The sequence below is a fragment of the Enterobacter hormaechei subsp. hoffmannii genome, from assembly GCF_001729745.1.
Lineage (GTDB): Bacteria > Pseudomonadota > Gammaproteobacteria > Enterobacterales > Enterobacteriaceae > Enterobacter > Enterobacter intestinihominis.
Genome location: NZ_CP017186.1, coordinates 2,861,331 through 2,881,472, shown reverse-complemented (window position 1 = coordinate 2,881,472; position 20,142 = coordinate 2,861,331). Strand labels below are relative to the sequence as shown.

Sequence of the window (20,142 nt, the reverse complement as noted above, 5' to 3'; positions counted from 1 at the left end):
CACCCCACACCCCTCACCCTAACCCTCTCCCCTGAGGGGAGAGGGGACTGCCTGGTGCGGTCTTTCACCCTCTCCCCTCCGGGGAGAGGGCCGGGGTGAGGGGCAGGAGGAATACATGAGCACACAACGCCCTTTGATTTCTATCTATATGCCGACATGGAATCGTCAGCAGCTGGCGATCCGCGCGATTAAATCGGTCCTGCGTCAGGATTACGATAACTGGGAACTGATTATCGTGGATGACTGTTCCTCCTCTTACGAACAGCTACAAAAGTTTGTCGAAGACCTGAACGACCCGCGCGTGGTGTACACGCACAACGCCATCAACTCCGGGGCGTGCGCGGTGCGCAATCAGGCGATTATGCAGGCGAAAGGGCAGTATCTGACCGGTATCGACGATGATGACGAATGGACGCCAAACCGTCTGTCGATCTTCCTGTCGCACAAAGCGCAGCTGGTGACCCACGCGTTTCTGTATGCCAACGACTATGTCTGTCAGGGCGAGGTCTATTCGCAGCCGGCCAGCCTGCCGCTGTATCCGAAATCACCGTATTCCCGCCGCCTGTTCTACAAGCGCAACATTATCGGCAACCAGGTGTTTACCTGGGCCTGGCGCTTTAAGGAGTGTCTGTTCGATACCGAGCTGAAGGCCGCACAGGATTACGACATTTTCCTGCGGATGGTGGTGGAGTACGGCGAGCCGTGGAAGGTGGAAGAGGCCACGCAGATCCTGCACATCAACCACGGGGAGATGCAGATCACCTCGTCACCGAAAAAATTCTCGGGCTACTTCCATTTTTACCGCAAGCACAAGGACAAGTTTGACCGTGCCAGTCGGAAGTATCAGCTCTTTACCCTCTATCAGATCCGCAATAAGCGCATGAACTGGCGCACGCTGCTGACGCTGCTGTCGGTGCGTAACGGCAAGCGTCTGGCTGACGGGCTTCGGGGGAAATAATGTTTCTGGAAGATTGCCGCGCTAACAGCTGGAGCCTGCGCCCGTGCTGCATGGTTCTGGCCTACCGTATTGCGCACTTTTGCTCGGTGTGGCGCAAAAAAAATGTGCTGAACAACATCTGGGCCGCGCCGGTGCTGGTGCTGTACCGCATCATCACCGAATGCTTTTTTGGCTATGAAATTCAGGCCGCTGCCACCATTGGCCGCCGCTTTACCATTCATCACGGCTATGCGGTCGTCATCAACAAGTTCGTCGTCGCGGGTGATGATTTCACCATTCGCCACGGGGTGACAATCGGCAACCGTGGGCCAGACAGCCTGGCCTGCCCGGTGATTGGCAATAACGTCGAGTTGGGCGCCAACGTGGTGATGATCGGGGAGATTACCGTGGGCAATAACGTGACGGTTGGCGCAGGCAGCGTGGTGCTGGACAGCATTCCGGACAATGCGCTGGTGGTGGGCGAGAAAGCCCGCGTGAAGGTGATTAAATGAACATTCTGCAATTTAACGTACGCCTCGCAGAGGGCGGGGCGGCAGGCGTAGCGCTGGATCTGCACCAGCGCGCGCTGCAAAAAGGATTACAGTCGCGCTTTGTTTACGGTTACGGCAAGGGCGGCAAGAAAAGCGTCAGCCATGATAACTATCCGCAGGTGTTGAAGCAGACGCCACGTCTGACCTCCATCGCCAATATTGCGCTGTTCCGCCTGTTTAACCGCGACCTGTTCGGCAACCTGAATAATCTCTACCGCACCGTCACCCGCACCCGCGGGCCGGTTGTGCTGCACTTCCACGTGCTACACAGCTACTGGCTGAATCTGGAAGAGGTGGTAGCGTTTTGTGGCAAAGTGAAGGCGCACAAGCCGGACACCCGTTTCGTCTGGACGCTACACGACCACTGGAGCGTGACCGGACGCTGCGCCTTTACCGACGGCTGCGAAGGCTGGAAAGATAACTGCCAGAAATGCCCTACGCTCAGCAACTATCCGCCGGTGAAGGTCGATCGCGCGCATCAGCTGGTTGAGGGCAAGCGTCAGCTGTTCCGCGACATGCTCTCGCTCGGCTGCACCTTTATCTCTCCAAGCCAGCACGTGGCAGATGCTTTTAATAGCCTGTACGGAGCAGGGCGCTGCCAGATTATCAACAACGGTATTGATGTGGCGACGGAAGAGATCCTGGCCGAACTGACGCCCGTAGCCATTACCACCGGCAAGCCGAAAATTGCGGTCGTCGCCCATGACCTGCGCTACGACGGCAAAACCAACCAACAGCTGGTGCGCGACATGATGGCGCTCGGCGACAAAATTGAGCTGCATACCTTCGGCAAATTCTCGCCGTTCGAAGGCGCTAACGTGGTGAATCACGGGTTTGAAACCGACAAGCGCAAACTGATGAGCGCGCTCAACGGTATGGACGCGCTGGTGTTCAGCTCCCGCGTGGACAACTACCCGCTGATCCTGTGCGAAGCGCTCTCCATTGGCGTGCCGGTGATTGCCACCCACAGCGACGCGGCGCGCGAAGTGCTGGAGAAATCGGGCGGTAAAACCTTCAGTGAGAACGAGGTGCTGCCGCTGGTGCAGCTGTCGAAGGCCGATATCGCGCAGGCTGTTTTTGGCACGGACCTGGAATCGTTCCGCAACCGCAGCCGCAAAGCGTACAGTGGACAACAGATGCTGGAGGAGTATGTCTCGTTCTATCAGAATCTGTAGTTATCTGCTGCTGCCGCTGATCTACCTGCTGGTCAACGTCAAGATTGCCCAGCTCGGTGAAAGCTTCCCAATCACCATCGTCACCTTCCTGCCGGTTCTGCTGTTGCTATACGTTGACAAGCTTAACCTCAAAAAGCTGATGATTGCGCTGGGGATCGGGTTTGGTCTGACGGCGTTTAACTACATCTTTGGTCAGTCGCTGGACGCCAGCAAATATGTCACCTCCACCATGCTGTTTGTTTATATCGTTATCATTATTGGCATGGTGTGGAGTATTCGTTTTAAAACTATCTCTCCGCACAATTATAGGAAAATCCTCAGGTTCTTTTATATTGTCGTCGGGCTGATTGTTATGCTTGCGGCATTGGAGATGGCGCAAATTATTCTCACAGGCGGCAGTAGCCTGATGGAAATAATTTCGAAATATCTTATATACAGTAACAGCTATGTACTGAACTTCATTAAGTTTGGTGGCAAGCGTACCACTGCGCTCTATTTTGAACCGGCGTTTTTTGCTCTGGCATTAATCTCAATTTGGCTCAGCATCAAACAGTTCGGTATCAAAACCCCCAAGACCGATGCTATGATTCTTGCAGGAATCGTTCTGTCAGGGTCGTTCTCAGGGGTAATGACGTTTATTCTGTTTTACCTGCTGGAGTGGGCGTTCCAGTACCTGAACAAAGAGGCGATTAAGAAAAAACTGCCGCTGGCGATCATTTCTCTGACGGTATTTTTAGTGGGCGTAATATTCGCCTTCCCGTACATTTCTGAACGTCTGGGTGATTTGGGAACGGAAGGTTCGTCGTCCTATTATCGCATCATTGGTCCACTGGTGATGGTGGGTTATTCCTTAACCCATATTGATGGCGTAGTAAGATTCGGCTCACTTTACGAATATGTTGCATCATTCGGAATCTTTAACGGTGCGGATGTCGGTAAAACCATAGACAATGGTCTGTATCTGTTAATTATCTATTTTTCCTGGTTCGCCGTACTGTTGACACTGTGGTATCTGTTTAAAGTTTTCAAAATGATGATTAACGCGTTTGGTGATAACCAGAACTTTCGCGTGCAACTTTATCTGTTCACACCGGTGTCGTTGTTTTTTACCGGGTCAATATTTAGCCCGGAATATGCATTCTTAATTGTATGTCCGTTTATTTTGCGCAAAGCGCTGAATATTACGAGCGTATGACGAAATGAGGTGATTTATGTTTCTTAGCGTCATTACTGTCGCCTTTCGTAACCACGAAGGGGTGGTAAAAACCTGGCGCTCGCTGCGCAACCTGGCGCGCGATCCGAGCCTCACTTTTGAGTGGATCGTGGTCGATGGCGGCTCGAACGACGGCACGGCGGAGTTCCTGGAAAAACTTAACGGTGAGTTCAACTTACGTTACATCAGCGAGAAAGATAAAGGCATTTACGATGCCATGAATAAAGGCATCAACATGGCGCAGGGGCGCTACGCCATCTTCCTCAATTCCGGCGACGTGTTCCATGAAGATGTGGCGCTGTTTGCACGCCAGCTGGCGCGCCAGAAAGAAGATGCCATGTTTATCGGTGATGCGCTGCTTGATTTCGGCGAGGGGAAAAAAGTGCTGCGCGGCGCGAAACCAGGCTGGTATATCTACCACAGCCTGCCGGCAAGCCATCAGGCTATTTTCTTCCCGATGAGTGGCCTAAAAAAGCAGCCTTACGATTTGCAATATAAAGTGTCATCAGATTATGCCCTGGCCGCCAGCCTGTACAAATCTGGCTACCCGTTCCGTCGAATTAAAGGACTGGTATCCGAATTTTCAATGGGCGGCGTGTCAACCTCGAATAATCTGGAATTGTGCCAGGATGCCAAAAACGTGCAGCGTAAAATATTACGCGTGCCGGGGTTCTGGGCGGAATTATCTTATTTCTTACGTCTGAAAACGACGGGTAAAGCGAAAGCCTTATATAACAAAGCCTGAGATATAAGGAAACGTAATGCAGGAATTAAATGGATTCTCCGTGCCGAAAGGTTTTCGGGGCGGGAGCGGTATTAAAGTTCAACTGTGGTGGGCTGTACAGGCAACGTTATTTGCCTGGTCGCCGCAAATACTGTACCGCTGGCGCGCATTTTTACTGCGTCTGTTTGGCGCAAAAATAGGAAAAAACGTAGTCATTCGTCCTTCGGTGAAAATTACTTATCCCTGGAAATTAACGCTTGGGGATTACGCTTGGGTAGGGGATGACGCGGTGTTATATACCCTTGGCGAGATTACGATTGGCGCAAATTCGGTGGTTTCACAGAAGTGTTATTTGTGCACCGGCAGTCACGATTTTATGAGCCCGCATTTTGATATTACCGCTTCGCCTGTTGTGATCGGTGAAAAATGCTGGCTGGCAACAGACGTCTTTGTTGCACCCGGTGTTTCTGTTGGCGATGGCACGGTAGTCGGTGCCCGCAGCAGCGTTTTTAAATCGCTACCGGCAAATAAAATTTGCCGTGGCAACCCCGCAGTGGTGATACGCGAACGCGTTGAAACTGATTAAATTCATAAGTAGAGGAATATAAACATGTCTAAAGTCGCTCTCATCACCGGCGTTACCGGGCAGGATGGTTCTTACCTGGCAGAGTTACTGCTGGAAAAAGGGTATGAAGTACACGGTATTAAACGTCGTGCGTCTTCATTTAACACCGAACGTGTCGATCATATTTATCAGGATCCTCACGCGGCGAACCCGAAATTCCACCTGCACTACGGCGACCTGACCGATACCTCCAACCTGACCCGCATCCTGCAGGAAGTACAGCCGGATGAAGTCTACAACCTGGGCGCGATGAGCCACGTTGCGGTCTCCTTCGAATCCCCGGAATACACCGCTGACGTGGACGCCATGGGTACCCTGCGTCTGCTGGAAGCGATTCGCTTCCTGGGTCTTGAGAAGAAAACCCGTTTCTATCAGGCATCTACCTCTGAGCTGTACGGCCTGGTGCAGGAAATTCCACAGAAAGAGACTACGCCGTTCTACCCACGTTCTCCGTACGCGGTAGCGAAACTGTACGCTTACTGGATCACTGTGAACTACCGTGAATCCTACGGCATGTACGCCTGTAACGGCATTCTGTTCAACCACGAATCCCCACGTCGTGGCGAAACCTTCGTGACCCGTAAAATCACCCGCGCTATCGCCAACATCGCTCAGGGTCTGGAATCCTGCCTGCACCTCGGCAACATGGACTCCCTGCGTGACTGGGGCCATGCGAAAGACTACGTGAAAATGCAGTGGATGATGCTGCAGCAGGAACAGCCAGAAGACTTCGTGATCGCGACCGGCGTGCAGTACTCCGTACGTCAGTTCGTTGAGATGGCTGCGGCACAGCTGGGCATCAAGCTGCGCTTCGAAGGCACCGGCGTGGAAGAGAAGGGTATCGTTGTTTCCGTGACCGGCCACGACGCACCGGGCGTGAAGCCAGGCGACGTGATTGTTCAGGTGGATCCGCGTTACTTCCGTCCTGCTGAAGTGGAAACCCTGCTGGGCGACCCAACCAAAGCGCACGAGAAGCTGGGCTGGAAACCAGAAACCACCCTGCAAGAAATGGTATCCGAGATGGTGGCCAAAGATCTTGAAGCAGCGAAAAAACACTCCCTGCTCAAGTCCCATGGCTACGAGGTTGCCATCGCGCTGGAGTCCTGAGAATGACAAAACAACGTATTTTTGTCGCCGGTCATCGCGGAATGGTGGGTTCCGCGATTGTCCGCCAGCTTGAACAGCGGGGCGACGTTGAGGTGATTGTTCGCACCCGCGACGAGCTGAACTTGCTTGACAGCAAAGCGGTGCAGGACTTCTTCGCCAGCGAACGTATCGACCAGGTGTATCTGGCGGCGGCGAAGGTGGGCGGCATTGTCGCTAACAACACCTACCCGGCGGATTTCATCTACGAGAACATGATGATTGAGAGCAACATCATTCACGCGGCGCATCTGCACAACGTGAACAAGCTGCTGTTCCTCGGTTCATCCTGTATCTACCCAAAAATGGCGAAACAGCCGATCGCCGAGAGCGAACTGTTGCAGGGCACGCTGGAAGCCACCAACGAGCCGTACGCGATTGCCAAAATTGCCGGGATCAAGCTGTGTGAATCGTACAACCGTCAGTATAACCGCGACTATCGCTCGGTAATGCCGACCAACCTCTACGGACCGCACGACAACTTCCACCCGAGCAATTCGCACGTGATCCCGGCGCTGCTGCGTCGTTTCCACGAGGCGACTGCCGAAAACGCCCCGGACGTGGTGGTGTGGGGCAGCGGCACGCCAATGCGCGAGTTCCTGCACGTGGACGATATGGCGGCAGCCAGCATTCACGTCATGGAGCTGGATCGCGAGGTGTGGCAGGAAAACACCGAGCCGATGCTGTCGCACATTAACGTCGGGACCGGCGTGGACTGCACCATTCGTGAGCTGGCGCAGACCATCGCGCAGGTGGTGGGCTACAAAGGACGCGTGGTGTTTGATGCCACCAAACCGGACGGCACGCCGCGCAAGCTGCTGGACGTGACCCGTCTGCATCAGCTGGGCTGGTATCACGAGGTCTCACTGGAGCAGGGGCTGGCCAGCACCTACCAGTGGTTCCTGGAAAACCAGCACCGCTTCCGGGGGTAATGATGTTTTTAAGTCAGGAAGATTTTGCCACGGTGGTGCGTTCCACTCCGCTCATCTCAATTGATTTGATCGTGGAGAACGAACGCGGCGAGTTCTTGCTGGGGAAACGAACCAATCGTCCTGCACAGGGCTTCTGGTTCGTGCCCGGCGGGCGCGTGCAGAAGGATGAGACGCTAAGCGATGCGTTTGAGCGTCTCACTCTGGCGGAACTGGGCCTGCAACTGCCGATGGCAGCGGGCCAGTTTTACGGGGTCTGGCAGCACTTCTATGACGATAACTTTTCGGGCACCGGGTTCACCACGCACTATGTCGTGCTGGGGTTCCGCCTGAAGGTGAGTGAGGCAGACCTGCGTCTGCCTGATTCTCAGCATGACGATTACCGCTGGTTAACGCCAGAGGCGCTGCTGGCAAGCGACAACGTCCATGACAACAGTCGGGCGTACTTCCTTGCGGAACGTCAGGCCGAGGTGCCAGGCCTATGAAAATCCTCGTCTACGGAATTAACTACTCGCCGGAGCTTACCGGTATCGGGAAATACACCGGCGAGATGGTCGAGTGGATGGCGAGCCAGGGACATGACGTGCGGGTGATTACTGCCCCGCCGTATTACCCGGAGTGGAAGGTAGGCGAACGCTATTCCAGCTGGCGCTACCGCCGCGAAGAGGGGGCTGCGACCGTCTGGCGCTGCCCGCTCTACGTGCCGAAACAGCCCTCGACGCTGAAACGTTTAATTCATCTGGGCAGCTTTGCCCTGAGCAGTTTCTTCCCGCTGATGGCGCAACGTCGCTGGAAGCCGGATCGCATCATCGGCGTGGTGCCGACCCTGTTCTGCACGCCAGGCATGCGCCTGTTGGGCAAACTCTCCGGCGCGCGCACCCTGCTGCACATTCAGGATTATGAAGTGGACGCCATGCTCGGACTGGGGATGGCCGGGAAAGGCAAGGGCGGCAAGGTGGCGAAGCTCGCCAGCGCCTTTGAGCGCAGCGGCCTGCACAACGTGGATTACGTCTCGACCATCTCGCGCTCGATGATGAACAAGGCGCAGGAGAAGGGTGTCCCGGCGGAGAAGGTGATCTTCTTTCCGAACTGGTCCGAAGTGGCGCGTTTCCGCGATGTGACAGACCAGGATGCGCAGGCGTTACGCGCGCAGCTCGGTTTGCCTGAAGATCAAAAAATCATTCTTTACTCAGGCAACATCGGCGAAAAACAGGGGCTGGAGAGCGTGATTGACGCCGCGCTTCAGCTGAGCGAACACCCGTGGATGTTCGTGATAGTCGGGCAGGGCGGGGGTAAAGCGCGGCTGGAAAAAATGGCCAGCGAGCGCGGACTGACCAACATCCGCTTCTTCCCGCTTCAGTCTTATGACGCGCTGCCCGCGCTGCTGAAAATGGCAGATTGCCATCTGGTGGTGCAAAAACGCGGCGCGGCGGATGCGGTGCTGCCGTCTAAGCTGACCAACATTCTGGCAGTGGGCGGAAATGCGGTGATTACGGCAGAAGCCGCAACAGAATTAGGCCAGCTGTGCAACAGCTACCCGGGCATTGCCGTTTGCGTAGAGCCAGAATCGGTTCCTGCGCTGGTGACCGGAATTGAGCAGGCACTCGCCATGCCAAAAGAGAACACGGTGGCACGTGAATATGCCGAACGCACGCTCGAGAAAGAGAACGTGCTGAGCCAATTTATTGCAGATATACGGGGATAAATCATGAGTCAAACCACTTTGTATCCGGTCGTAATGGCGGGTGGATCCGGGAGCCGGTTGTGGCCACTGTCCCGCGTGCTTTATCCAAAACAATTTCTGTGCCTGAAGGGGGACCTCACCATGCTGCAAACGACGGTTAACCGTCTGCACGGCGTGGAGTGTGAAAGCCCGGTGGTGATCTGTAACGAGCAGCACCGCTTTATCGTTGCCGAGCAGCTGCGCCAGCTGAATAAACTGACCGAAAATATCATTCTGGAGCCTGCCGGACGCAACACCGCGCCTGCTATTGCTCTTGCGGCGCTGGCGGCAAAACGCAGCAGCCCGGACTGCGACCCGCTGATGCTGGTGCTGGCGGCTGACCACGTTATTCAGCAGGAAGACGCCTTCCGCGACGCGGTTCGCGCGGCGATTCCTTACGCTGAGAACGGCAAGCTGGTGACCTTCGGCATCGTGCCGGATCTCCCGGAAACCGGCTATGGCTACATTCGCCGCGGCAGCGTTACGCCTGGTGAAGGCGACAGCGTGGCCTTTGACGTGGCGCAGTTTGTCGAAAAACCGAATCTGGAAACCGCCCAGGCCTACGTGGCCAGCGGTGAATACTACTGGAACAGCGGTATGTTCCTGTTCCGCGCCGGTCGCTATCTGGAAGAGCTGGAAAAATATCGCCCGGATATCTTACATGCCTGCGAAAAAGCGATGGCGGTGGTGGATCCGGATCTCGATTTTATCCGCGTGGACGAAGAAGCCTTCCTCGCCTGTCCGGAAGAGTCCATTGACTATGCGGTGATGGAACGTACGGCAGATGCGGTAGTGGTGCCGATGGATGCGGGCTGGAGCGACGTTGGCTCCTGGTCGTCACTGTGGGAGATTAGCGCGCATACCCCGGAGGGTAACGTCCATCACGGTGATGTGATCAGCCACAAAACGGAAAACAGCTACGTCTACGCCGAATCTGGCCTTGTCACCACGGTAGGGGTGAAAGATCTGGTGGTCGTGCAGACCAAAGACGCGGTGCTGATTGCCGACCGTAATGCCGTGCAGGACGTTAAAAAAGTGGTGGAGAAGATCAAGGCCGATGGCCGCCACGAACACCATATTCACCGTGAAGTCTACCGCCCGTGGGGCAAATATGACTCCATCGACGCTGGCGAGCGCTATCAGGTGAAACGCATCACCGTGAAGCCGGGTGAAGGGCTGTCGGTGCAGATGCACCATCACCGCGCCGAACACTGGGTAGTGGTGGCGGGAACCGCCAAAGTGACCATCAACGGTGAAGTGAAGCTGCTCGGTGAAAACGAGTCCATTTATATTCCGCTGGGTGCCACGCACTGCCTGGAAAACCCGGGGAAAATTCCACTCGACTTAATTGAGGTGCGTTCCGGTTCGTATCTGGAAGAGGACGATATCGTGCGCTTCCAGGACCGCTACGGGCGGGTGTAGCGCCGTCTTAACGCCGGAAGGCGCTTCGCTTATCCGGCCTACGAATGAATAAAAAACAATTAAGCCTGTTAACGGGCGGGCCAACTGTTGCCTGAAAAAGGGGTCATCATGGAAAAATTAACCTGTTTTAAAGCCTACGATATTCGCGGCAAGCTGGGCGAAGAGCTGAACGAAGACATTGCGTGGCGCATCGGCCGCGCGTACGGCGAATACCTGAAACCACAAACTATCGTGCTGGGTGGCGACGTGCGTCTCACCAGCGAATCCCTGAAGCTGGCGCTGGCGAAAGGGCTACAGGACGCGGGCGTCGACGTGCTGGACATTGGCCTTTCCGGTACCGAAGAGATCTATTTTGCCACCTTCCACCTGGGCGTGGACGGCGGTATCGAAGTGACGGCCAGCCATAACCCGATGGACTACAACGGCATGAAGCTGGTGCGCAAGGGCGCGCGTCCTATCAGCGGCGACACCGGTCTGCGCGATGTGCAGCGTCTGGCCGAGGCCAACGACTTCCCGCCGGTGAACGAAGCGAAGCGCGGCAGCTATAAGCAGATCAACCTGCAAAAAGAGTACATCGACCACCTGCTGGGCTACATCAACGTGGCGAACCTCAAACCGCTGAAGCTGGTGATTAACTCCGGCAACGGCGCGGCAGGCCCGGTTGTCGATGCACTTGAAGCCCGCTTTAAGGCGCTGAACGTGCCGGTGACCTTCGTCAAAGTGCACAACACGCCAGACGGCAACTTCCCGAACGGTATTCCTAACCCGCTGCTGCCGGAGTGCCGCGACGACACCCGCAACGCGGTGATTGAGCACGGCGCCGATATGGGTATTGCCTTTGACGGCGATTTCGACCGCTGCTTCCTGTTCGACGAGAAAGGGCAGTTTATCGAAGGCTATTACATTGTCGGTCTGCTGGCGGAAGCGTTCCTTGAGAAAAACCCGGGGGCGAAGATCATTCATGATCCGCGCCTCTCCTGGAACACCGTCGACGTGGTGAAGGCCGCGGGCGGCGAGCCGGTGATGTCCAAAACCGGCCACGCGTTTATCAAAGAGCGTATGCGCGAGGAAGACGCCATCTACGGCGGCGAGATGAGCGCCCACCACTATTTCCGTGATTTTGCCTACTGCGACAGCGGGATGATCCCGTGGCTGCTGGTGACTGAGCTGCTGTGCCTGAAAGGACAGAGCCTGGGCGAACTGGTGCGCGACCGCATGGCGGCGTTCCCGGCGAGCGGGGAGATCAACAGCAAACTGGCACAGCCAGCCGAGGCCATCGCCCGCGTCGAACAGCACTTTGCCATTCATGCGCTGGAGATTGACCGTACCGACGGTATCAGCATGGCGTTCCCGCAGTGGCGCTTCAACCTGCGCTCTTCCAACACTGAGCCGGTGGTGCGCCTGAACGTTGAGTCCCGCGCCGATACCGCGCTGATGGAAGCCCGAACGAAGGACATTCTGGCGCTGTTGAATCAGTAAAAAGAAAACCTTACCCCTCACCCTAACCCTCTCCCCTTTGGGGAGAGGGCCGGGGTGAGGGGCGAGGGGAAAGGTTTAGAACTAAAGGAACAACGATGACAAATCTAAAAAAGCGCGAGCGAGCGAGAACGAATGCATCGTTAATCTCTATGGTGCAGCGTTTTTCTGATATCACCATCATGGTCGGCGGACTGTGGGCGGTGTGTTGGGTCAGCGGGCAGCCGTTCTTATACATGCACTTGCTGATGGCGTTGATTGCGCTGGTGGTGTTTCAGATGATCGGCGGCATGACCGATTTCTATCGTTCATGGCGTGGCGTCAAAATGACCACCGAACTGATGCTGCTGCTCCAGAACTGGACCTTAAGCCTGATTTTCAGCGCAGGCCTGGTGGCGTTCAGCCATGATTTTGATAATCGGCTTGTGACCTATCTCTGCTGGTATCTGTTAACCAGCGTTGGCATGGTGGTCTGCCGCTCGCTGATCCGCTTTGGCGCGGGCTGGCTGCGCAACCGTGGGTATAACCGTCGCTTTGTTGCCGTGGCGGGCGACCTGCCGGTGGGACAGGTGTTGCTCGACAGCTTCCGCAAAGAGCCGTGGTTAGGTTTTGAAGTGGTCGGCGTTTATCACGACGCGAAGCCCGGCGGCGTACCATCTGACTGGGCGGGCAGCTACGAACAGCTGATAGAAGACGCGAAAGCCGGCAAAATTCACAACGTCTACATCGCCATGCAGATGAAAGATGAATCCCGCATCAAGACACTGATGCGCGAGCTGGCCGATACCACCTGCTCGGTGATCCTCATCCCTGACGTGTTTACCTTCAATATTCTCCACTCCCGTATTGAAGAGGTGAACGGGGTACCGGTTGTTCCGTTGTACGACACGCCGCTGTCGGGGATTAACCGCGTGCTGAAGCGCGTGGAGGATATCGTACTTTCGTCCCTGATCCTGCTGCTCATCTCCCCGGTGCTGTGCTGCATTGCGCTGGCGGTGAAGCTCAGCTCTCCAGGGCCGATCATCTTCCGTCAGACCCGCTACGGCATGGACGGTAAGCCGATCATGGTGTGGAAATTCCGCTCCATGAAGGTGATGGAGAACGACAAGGTGGTGACCCAGGCGACGCAGAACGATCCGCGCGTCACCCGCGTGGGTAACTTCCTGCGCCGTACCTCGCTCGATGAGCTGCCGCAGTTCATCAACGTGTTCACCGGCGGGATGTCCATCGTCGGGCCGCGTCCTCACGCTGTTGCCCACAACGAGCAGTATCGCACCCTGATTGAAGGCTACATGCTGCGCCATAAGGTGAAGCCGGGCATCACCGGCTGGGCGCAGATTAACGGCTGGCGCGGCGAGACCGACACGCTGGAAAAAATGGAAAAACGCATCGAGTTCGACCTGGAGTACATCCGCGAGTGGAGCCTCTGGTTCGATATCAAGATTGTTTTTCTGACCATTTTCAAAGGCTTCGTGAACAAAGCGGCGTACTAAGATGAGCTTACGAGAAAAAACCATCAGCGGCGCAAAATGGTCAGCCATGACCACCATCGTCATCATTGGCCTCGGCCTGGTGCAGATGACGGTGCTGGCGCGCATTATCGATAACCACCAGTTTGGTCTGCTGACCGTCTCGCTGGTGATTATCGCCCTGGCCGATACGCTGTCGGACTTTGGTATCGCCAACTCCATTATCCAGCGCAAAGAGATCAGCCATCTTGAGCTGACCACCCTCTACTGGCTGAACGTTGGGCTGGGTATCTTCGTCTTTGTGCTGGTGTTCCTGCTGAGCGATGTGATTGCCGGCGTGCTGCATAACCCGGACCTGGCGCCGCTGATGCGCACCCTGTCGTTTGCTTTCGTGGTGATCCCGCACGGGCAGCAGTTCCGCGCGCTGATGCAGAAAGAGCTGGAGTTCAACAAGATCGGCATGATTGAAACCAGCGCCGTGCTGGCGGGCTTTACCTTCACCGTTGTCAGCGCCCATTTCTGGCCGCTGGCGATGACCGCCATTCTCGGCTACCTCGTTAACTCTGCCGTGCGCACGCTGCTGTTTGGCTTCTTTGGCCGCAAGATTTATCGCCCGGGACTGCATTTTTCGCTGGCGTCTGTTTCATCCAACCTGCGCTTCGGCGCGTGGCTGACGGCAGACAGCATTATCAACTATGTGAATACTAACCTCTCTACGCTGGTGCTGGCGCGCATTCTGGGCGCGAGCGTCGCGGGCGGCTACAACCTGGCGTATAACGTCGCGGTTGTCCCACCGATGAAGCTCAACCCAATCATTACCCGCGTGCTGTTCCCGGCGTTCGCCAAAATTCAGGACGATACCGAGAAGCTGCGTGTGAACTTTTACAAGCTGCTCTCCGTGGTGGGGATCATCAACTTCCCGGTACTGCTGGGGCTGATGGTGGTCGCCAGCAATTTCGTACCGCTGGTGTTTGGCGAGAAGTGGAACAGCATCATCCCAATCCTGCAACTGCTGTGCGTTGTGGGGTTGCTGCGCTCGGTGGGGAACCCGATTGGTTCTCTGCTGATGGCGAAGGCGCGCGTGGATATCAGCTTCAAGTTCAACGTGTTTAAAACCTTCCTGTTTATTCCGGCAATTATTGTGGGCGGGCACATGGCGGGTGCCATTGGCGTGACGCTCGGCTTCCTGCTGGTGCAGATCGTCAATACCGTGCTGAGTTACTTCGTGATGATCAAACCGGTGCTGGGCTCCAGCTACCGTCAGTACATCCTCAGCCTGTGGCTGCCGTTCTATCTCTCCTTACCGACGCTTGCGGTGAGCTACGGCCTGGGCGTGGTGCTCAACGGGCATCTGCCGCTGGCGGCGCTGCTTGCGGTGCAGGTCGCGGCAGGCGCGCTGGCATTCGGCGTGATGATTGTACTGTCACGCAATGCGCTGGTGGTTGAGATAAAGCGCCAGTTTTGCCGTAACGAAAAAATGAAAACGCTGCTTCGCGCAGGCTAATTTTACGAGGCCATTATGAAATTACTTATTCTTGGCAACCATACCTGCGGCAACCGTGGCGACAGCGCCATCCTGCGCGGTTTATTGGATGCAATTAACACCCTTAAGCCTGAGACAGAAGTGGATGTGATGAGCCGTTATCCGGTCAGCTCATCCTGGTTACTGAACCGCCCGGTGATGGGCGACCCGCTCTACAGCCAGATGAAACAGCACAACAACGCTGCGGGCGTGATGGGGCGCGTGAAGAAAGTGCTGCGTCGCCGCTACCAGCATCAGGTGCTGCTTTCTCGCGTAACCGACACCGGCAAGCTGCGCAACATCGCCATCGCGCAGGGCTTTACCGATTTCGTGCGTCTGCTGTCCGGCTATGACGCCATTATTCAGGTGGGCGGTTCGTTCTTCGTCGACCTGTACGGCGTGCCGCAATTTGAGCATGCGCTCTGCACCTTTATGGCGAAAAAACCGCTGTTTATGATCGGCCACAGCGTCGGGCCGTTCCAGGATCCGCAGTTCAACCAGCTGGCGAACTATGTCTTCGGCCACTGTGACGCGCTGATCCTGCGCGAATCGGTCAGCCTCGACATGATGAAGCGCAGCGAAATCGACACCACCAAAGTGGAGCACGGCGTAGACACCGCCTGGCTGGTGGATCATCAGGATGACAGCTTCCAGGCCAGCTACGCGGTACAGCACTGGCTGGACGTGGCGGCAAAACAGAAAACCGTCGCCATTACCCTGCGTGAACTTGCGCCCTTCGATAAACGCCTCGGCACGACTCAGGCTGCGTATGAAAAAGCCTTTGCCGAGGTGGTGAACCGCGTGCTGGACAGCGGTTACCAGGTGCTGGCGCTCTCCACCTGTACCGGTATTGACAGCTACAACAAAGATGACCGCATGGTGGCGCTCAACCTGCGCAACCTGGTGAACGACCCATCCCGCTACCACGTGGTGATGGACGAGCTGAACGACCTGGAGATGGGCAAGCTGCTCTCCGCCTGCGACCTGACCGTGGGCACGCGTCTGCACTCGGCCATTATCTCGATGAACTTCGGCACGCCAGCCATCGCTATCAACTACGAGCACAAATCCGCAGGCATTATGCAGCAGCTCGGTATGCCGGAAATGGCCGTCGATATTCGTCATCTGCTGGACGGATCGCTGGGTGCGATGGTGGGCGACACGCTCGGTCAGCTGCCTGCGATCAACGAACGTCTGGCGGTGGCGGTAAAAGCCGAACGCGAAAAAGGTATTGGCATGGTGAAATCCGTACTCGACCGCGTCCGGGAGGGGAAATGAAGGTTGGTTTCTTCTTACTGAAATTTCCGCTGTCGTCTGAAACCTTTGTGCTGAACCAAATCACCGCGTTTATCGATATGGGGTATGACGTGGAGATTATCGCCCTGCAAAAGGGCGATACGCAAAACACCCATGCGGCGTATACCCAGTATGGGCTGGAGGCGAAAACCCGCTGGTTGCAGGACGAACCCGCCGGACGGATGAACAAACTGCGCCATCGCGCCGGACAGACGCTGCGCGGCCTGCATCGCGCCTCGACGTGGCGGGCGCTGAATATGTCGCGCTATGGGGCGGAGGCCCGCAACCTGATCTTATCCGCCATTTGCGGGCAAACGGCCCAGCCGTACCGGGCCGATGTCTTTATCGCTCACTTTGGCCCGGCTGGCGTTACGGCGGCAAAACTGCGTGAGCTGGGGGTGATTGACGGCAAAATCGCCACCATTTTCCACGGTATCGATATCTCCAGTCGGGAAGTGCTGAACCACTACACGCCGGAATATCAGCAGCTGTTTCGCCGTGGCGACATGATGCTGCCGATAAGCAACCTGTGGGCCGGACGCCTGAAAAACATGGGGTGCCCGAGCGAGAAAATCGCCGTTTCACGCATGGGCGTGGACATGGAACGCTTCACCCAGCGACCGGTCAAGGTGCCGGGCAAGCCGCTGCAAATTATCTCTGTTGCCCGCCTGACCGAAAAGAAAGGACTGCACGTTGCCATCGAAGCCTGTCGCCAGCTGAAGGCGCGCGGCGTGGACTTCCACTATCGCATCCTGGGTATCGGGCCGTGGGAGCGTCGCCTGCGCACGCTGATTGAACAGTATCAGCTGGAAGACGTGGTCGAGATGCCGGGCTTCAAGCCGAGCCACGAAGTGAAAGCCATGCTCGATGAGGCGGATGTGTTCCTGCTGCCTTCCGTAACCGGTGCCGACGGCGATATGGAAGGCATTCCCGTGGCGCTGATGGAGGCGATGGCCGTCGGCATTCCGGTGGTCTCGACGTTACACAGCGGCATCCCGGAGCTGATCACCTCTGAGCATTCCGGCTGGCTGGTTCCTGAAAACAATGCGCTGGCGCTGGCGGACCGTCTGGCCGCGTTCAGCGATATCGATCAGCAGACGCTGATCCCTGTGCTGCAAAATGCGCGGCAAAAAGTTGAAGCAGAATTCAATCAGCAGGTGATTAATCGCCAGTTAGCGAGCCTGCTGCAAACGCTGTAACGCTGAGGTTGTATGCTGAATAAGATTACCCGACGCCGATTTGTCTCTTCTTTATCCGTCCTGGCTGCCATGCCGCTGCTGTCACCCCGCGCTGTGCGGGCGGCAACCGGGAAGACGGTTTCTGTCGATCGCTACAACAATAACGACTGGATCGCCGCCTTTAAGCAGGCATTTACCGAGGGCGATACCGTTGTTGTTCCCGCCGGGTTAACCTGTGAAAACATCAATACCGGCATTTTCATTCCTGATGGCAAAACCCTGCTGATCCGCGGTGCGCTGAAGGGCAACGGGCGCGGGCGGTTTGTGCTTCAGGAGGGCTGCAAGGTCATTGGGGAAGGAGAAGGGCGCACGCATAACATCACGCTGGACGTGCGTGGCTCCGACTGTGTCATTAAAGGGCTGGCGATGAGCGGCTTCGGCCCCGTCACCCAGATCTACATCGGCGGTAAAAAACGGCGAGTGATGCGCAACCTGCTCATCGATAACATCACCGTGACGCAGGCCAACTACGCGATCCTGCGTCAGGGGTTCCACAATCAGGTGGACGGTGCGCGCATTACCAACAGTAAATTCAGCCACTTGCAGGGTGACGCGATTGAGTGGAACGTGGCGATTAACGACCGCAACATCCTGATCTCTGACCACGTGATCGATAACATCAACTGCACCAACGGCAAGATCAATTGGGGCATAGGCATTGGGCTGGCCGGCAGTACGTACGACAATGATTATCCGGAACAGCAGACCGTTAAAAACTTCGTGGTGGCGAATATCACCGGCAGCAACTGTCGGCAGCTGGTGCATGTTGAAAACGGTAAACACTTTGTGATCCGTAATATCAAGGCCAGCAATATTACTCCTGACTTCAGTAAAAAGGCCGGAATTGATAACGCGACGGTAGCTATTTATGGCTGTGATAATTTCGTTATTGATAATGTCGATATGGTCAACAGCGCCGGAATGCTAATTGGCTATGGCGTGATCAAGGGCGATTATCTGTCGATACCGCAGAACTTCAAACTTAACGATATTCGCCTGGATAACCGACGGCTTGCCTATAAGCTGCGCGGGATACAGATTTCCTCCGGCAATGCCACGTCGTTTGTTGCCATCACCAACGTTGAGATGCAGCGGGCAACGCTTGAGCTGCATAACAAACCCCAGCACCTTTTCTTACGTAATATCAACGTGATGCAGGAGTCAACGACGGGACCGGCTCTGAAGATGAACTTCGATTTGCGCAAAGACGTGCGCGGGAAGTTTATGGCTAAAAACGAGACGTTGCTGTCGCTTGCGAACATAAAAGCGGTTAATGAAAAGGGGCAGAGCTCGGTGGATATTGATCGCGTTGATCAGCACGTGGTGAATACGGAACGGTTGAATTTTGCGCTGCCGCACAGGTGACGGTGGAAGCCTTAGGCGTATGCCATTCAATCTGATGTAACCCCTAAAAATTTGTTACTGAATTCAGCGGTTTTAAGGTTTATAATCCGTGAAATTACTTTGCAAGTTTTGTTTAATCAACAGCGCTACCTCAGGGAAAGAAGCGATTGCCAGAGGTTCGCCAAACACACATAACGCATTGAGTGGATTATGAACGATAAGGTTTTGTTTATTGGCGCGTCTGGTTTTGTCGGCACTCGTTTAATCGAGATTTCCAAGACTGATTTTGATGTTACTAACTTCGACAAACAGCAAAGTCATTTTTATCCGGATATTACTGTTTCCGGTGATGTTCGTAATCAGGATCAACTCGATCAGGCGCTTGCTGGTTTTGATACTGTCGTGCTGCTCGCCGCTGAGCACCGTGATGACGTTAGCCCAACAACGCTATACTACGATGTAAACGTACAGGGTACTCGTAACGTATTGTCTGCTATGGAAAAAAATTACGTTCAGAACATTATTTTTACCAGTTCTGTGGCTGTGTATGGTCTTAACAAAGTGAACCCTGACGAATCCCATCCCCATGATCCTTTCAACCATTACGGCAAAAGCAAATGGCAAGCGGAAGAAGTTCTGCGCGAGTGGTTTAATAAAGCTCCAGAGGAACGATCCCTGACAATTGTCCGGCCTACGGTCATCTTCGGTGAGCGTAACCGTGGAAACGTGTATAACCTGCTTAAGCAAATTGCAGGTGGTAAATTCGCCATGGTAGGCGCTGGAACCAACTATAAATCAATGGCTTATGTAGGTAACATTGTTGAATTTATCAAATTTAAGCTGACCAATGTTAAGCCGGGTTATGATGTCTACAACTATGTAGACAAACCAGACCTGAACATGAATCAGTTAGTTTCAGAAGTTGAGAAGAGTCTCAATAAAAAAATCCCTTCTGTTCATCTTCCTTACCCGCTTGGTATGTTAGGTGGGTATTGCTTTGACATTCTTAGCAAAGTTACCGGGAAGAAATATGCAATAAGCTCTGTGCGCGTGAAGAAATTCTGTGCAACTACACAGTTTGACGCGACCAAGGTACACCGCTCTGGATTTAAAGCGCCTTATACCTTATCTCAAGGTCTGGACCGTACGCTGAAGTATGAGTTCGTTCATGAGAAGAAAGATGACATCACGTTTGTATCTGAATAATGCCTCAAAGGTTGCGATTTGTCGGAAACAAAGGGCTTTGCGATTTTCGCGACAGGGTTTCCGATAATTCTGGGTCACACTTAATGCATACTCATGTTTAGTAATGTGAGTTTTAGCGCGAAACGTGATTTGCATAAGGCGTAGTAGAC

The 20,142-nt window shown here is 55.1% G+C and carries 18 protein-coding genes; all 18 read left to right on the top strand.

Features of this window, described 5'->3' with window-relative positions; translation table 11 throughout:
• The first annotated feature begins 115 nt into the window (after window positions 1-115).
• The 18 genes from wcaA to BFV65_RS13475 all read left to right on the top strand — a co-directional run bounded on the left by wcaA (window position 116) and on the right by BFV65_RS13475 (window position 19,993).
• Window positions 116-958, top strand: coding sequence for a colanic acid biosynthesis glycosyltransferase WcaA (gene wcaA, locus BFV65_RS13560; RefSeq protein WP_006811246.1), 843 nt, complete (start codon window positions 116-118; stop codon window positions 956-958).
• Complete coding sequence (gene wcaB / locus BFV65_RS13555; RefSeq protein ID WP_023300548.1) at window positions 958-1,449, top strand: colanic acid biosynthesis acetyltransferase WcaB; 492 nt, start codon at window positions 958-960, stop codon at window positions 1,447-1,449. The genes wcaA and wcaB overlap by 1 nt, the downstream gene beginning before the upstream one ends.
• Window positions 1,446-2,663 carry a colanic acid biosynthesis glycosyltransferase WcaC gene (wcaC, locus tag BFV65_RS13550; RefSeq protein ID WP_023300547.1) on the top strand — a complete coding sequence of 406 codons (1,218 nt, stop codon included), beginning with the start codon at window positions 1,446-1,448 and terminating at the stop codon, window positions 2,661-2,663. The genes wcaB and wcaC overlap by 4 nt, the downstream gene beginning before the upstream one ends.
• Entirely contained in the window at window positions 2,638-3,858 is a 1,221-nt protein-coding gene (wcaD, locus tag BFV65_RS13545) for a colanic acid polymerase WcaD (protein WP_022648637.1), read from the top strand. Before wcaC ends, wcaD begins: the two co-directional genes overlap by 26 nt.
• A 16-nt stretch (window positions 3,859-3,874) precedes the next feature.
• Entirely contained in the window at window positions 3,875-4,621 is a 747-nt protein-coding gene (gene wcaE / locus BFV65_RS13540) for a colanic acid biosynthesis glycosyltransferase WcaE (RefSeq protein WP_023300546.1), read from the top strand.
• A gap of 16 nt (window positions 4,622-4,637) precedes the next feature.
• Complete coding sequence (gene wcaF / locus BFV65_RS13535) at window positions 4,638-5,186, top strand: colanic acid biosynthesis acetyltransferase WcaF (RefSeq protein ID WP_003863512.1); 549 nt, start codon at window positions 4,638-4,640, stop codon at window positions 5,184-5,186.
• A gap of 24 nt (window positions 5,187-5,210) precedes the next feature.
• Window positions 5,211-6,332 (top strand): GDP-mannose 4,6-dehydratase, encoded by a 1,122-nt coding sequence (gene gmd / locus BFV65_RS13530; RefSeq protein WP_003863514.1) that lies wholly within the window; start codon window positions 5,211-5,213, stop codon window positions 6,330-6,332.
• A 2-nt stretch (window positions 6,333-6,334) separates the two neighbouring features.
• Window positions 6,335-7,300 (top strand): GDP-L-fucose synthase, encoded by a 966-nt coding sequence (gene fcl / locus BFV65_RS13525; protein WP_015572377.1) that lies wholly within the window; start codon window positions 6,335-6,337, stop codon window positions 7,298-7,300.
• 2 nt (window positions 7,301-7,302) lie between these two features.
• The gene (locus tag BFV65_RS13520) at window positions 7,303-7,782 is read left to right on the top strand and encodes a GDP-mannose mannosyl hydrolase (protein ID WP_072201098.1); all 480 of its coding nucleotides are present in this window, start codon (window positions 7,303-7,305) and stop codon (window positions 7,780-7,782) included.
• On the top strand, window positions 7,779-9,002 hold the full coding sequence (gene wcaI / locus BFV65_RS13515) for a colanic acid biosynthesis fucosyltransferase WcaI (RefSeq protein ID WP_022648633.1): 1,224 nt from the start codon (window positions 7,779-7,781) through the stop codon (window positions 9,000-9,002). Before BFV65_RS13520 ends, wcaI begins: the two co-directional genes overlap by 4 nt.
• Before the next feature lie 3 nt (window positions 9,003-9,005).
• The gene (gene cpsB / locus BFV65_RS13510; protein WP_063137677.1) at window positions 9,006-10,442 is read left to right on the top strand and encodes a mannose-1-phosphate guanyltransferase; all 1,437 of its coding nucleotides are present in this window, start codon (window positions 9,006-9,008) and stop codon (window positions 10,440-10,442) included.
• Window positions 10,443-10,550: 108 nt separating this feature from the next.
• A complete protein-coding gene (gene cpsG / locus BFV65_RS13505) occupies window positions 10,551-11,921 on the top strand; it encodes a colanic acid biosynthesis phosphomannomutase CpsG (protein ID WP_022648631.1) in 1,371 nt (456 codons plus the stop codon).
• Between the two features lie 95 nt (window positions 11,922-12,016).
• A complete protein-coding gene (wcaJ, locus tag BFV65_RS13500) occupies window positions 12,017-13,411 on the top strand; it encodes an undecaprenyl-phosphate glucose phosphotransferase (RefSeq protein WP_023300544.1) in 1,395 nt (464 codons plus the stop codon).
• Between the two features lies 1 nt (window position 13,412).
• Complete coding sequence (gene wzxC, locus BFV65_RS13495; protein ID WP_069596761.1) at window positions 13,413-14,891, top strand: colanic acid undecaprenyl disphosphate flippase WzxC; 1,479 nt, start codon at window positions 13,413-13,415, stop codon at window positions 14,889-14,891.
• 15 nt (window positions 14,892-14,906) lie between these two features.
• Window positions 14,907-16,187: a colanic acid biosynthesis pyruvyl transferase WcaK gene (gene wcaK / locus BFV65_RS13490; protein ID WP_022648628.1), complete on the top strand. Its 1,281-nt coding sequence runs from the start codon at window positions 14,907-14,909 to the stop codon at window positions 16,185-16,187.
• Window positions 16,184-17,404 (top strand): colanic acid biosynthesis glycosyltransferase WcaL, encoded by a 1,221-nt coding sequence (wcaL, locus tag BFV65_RS13485; protein WP_069596760.1) that lies wholly within the window; start codon window positions 16,184-16,186, stop codon window positions 17,402-17,404. Before wcaK ends, wcaL begins: the two co-directional genes overlap by 4 nt.
• Before the next feature lie 12 nt (window positions 17,405-17,416).
• Window positions 17,417-18,808 (top strand): colanic acid biosynthesis protein WcaM, encoded by a 1,392-nt coding sequence (gene wcaM / locus BFV65_RS13480; RefSeq protein ID WP_063146250.1) that lies wholly within the window; start codon window positions 17,417-17,419, stop codon window positions 18,806-18,808.
• Between the two features lie 189 nt (window positions 18,809-18,997).
• The gene (locus tag BFV65_RS13475) at window positions 18,998-19,993 is read left to right on the top strand and encodes an NAD-dependent epimerase/dehydratase family protein (protein ID WP_069596759.1); all 996 of its coding nucleotides are present in this window, start codon (window positions 18,998-19,000) and stop codon (window positions 19,991-19,993) included.
• The last annotated feature ends 149 nt before the right edge of the window (window positions 19,994-20,142 follow it).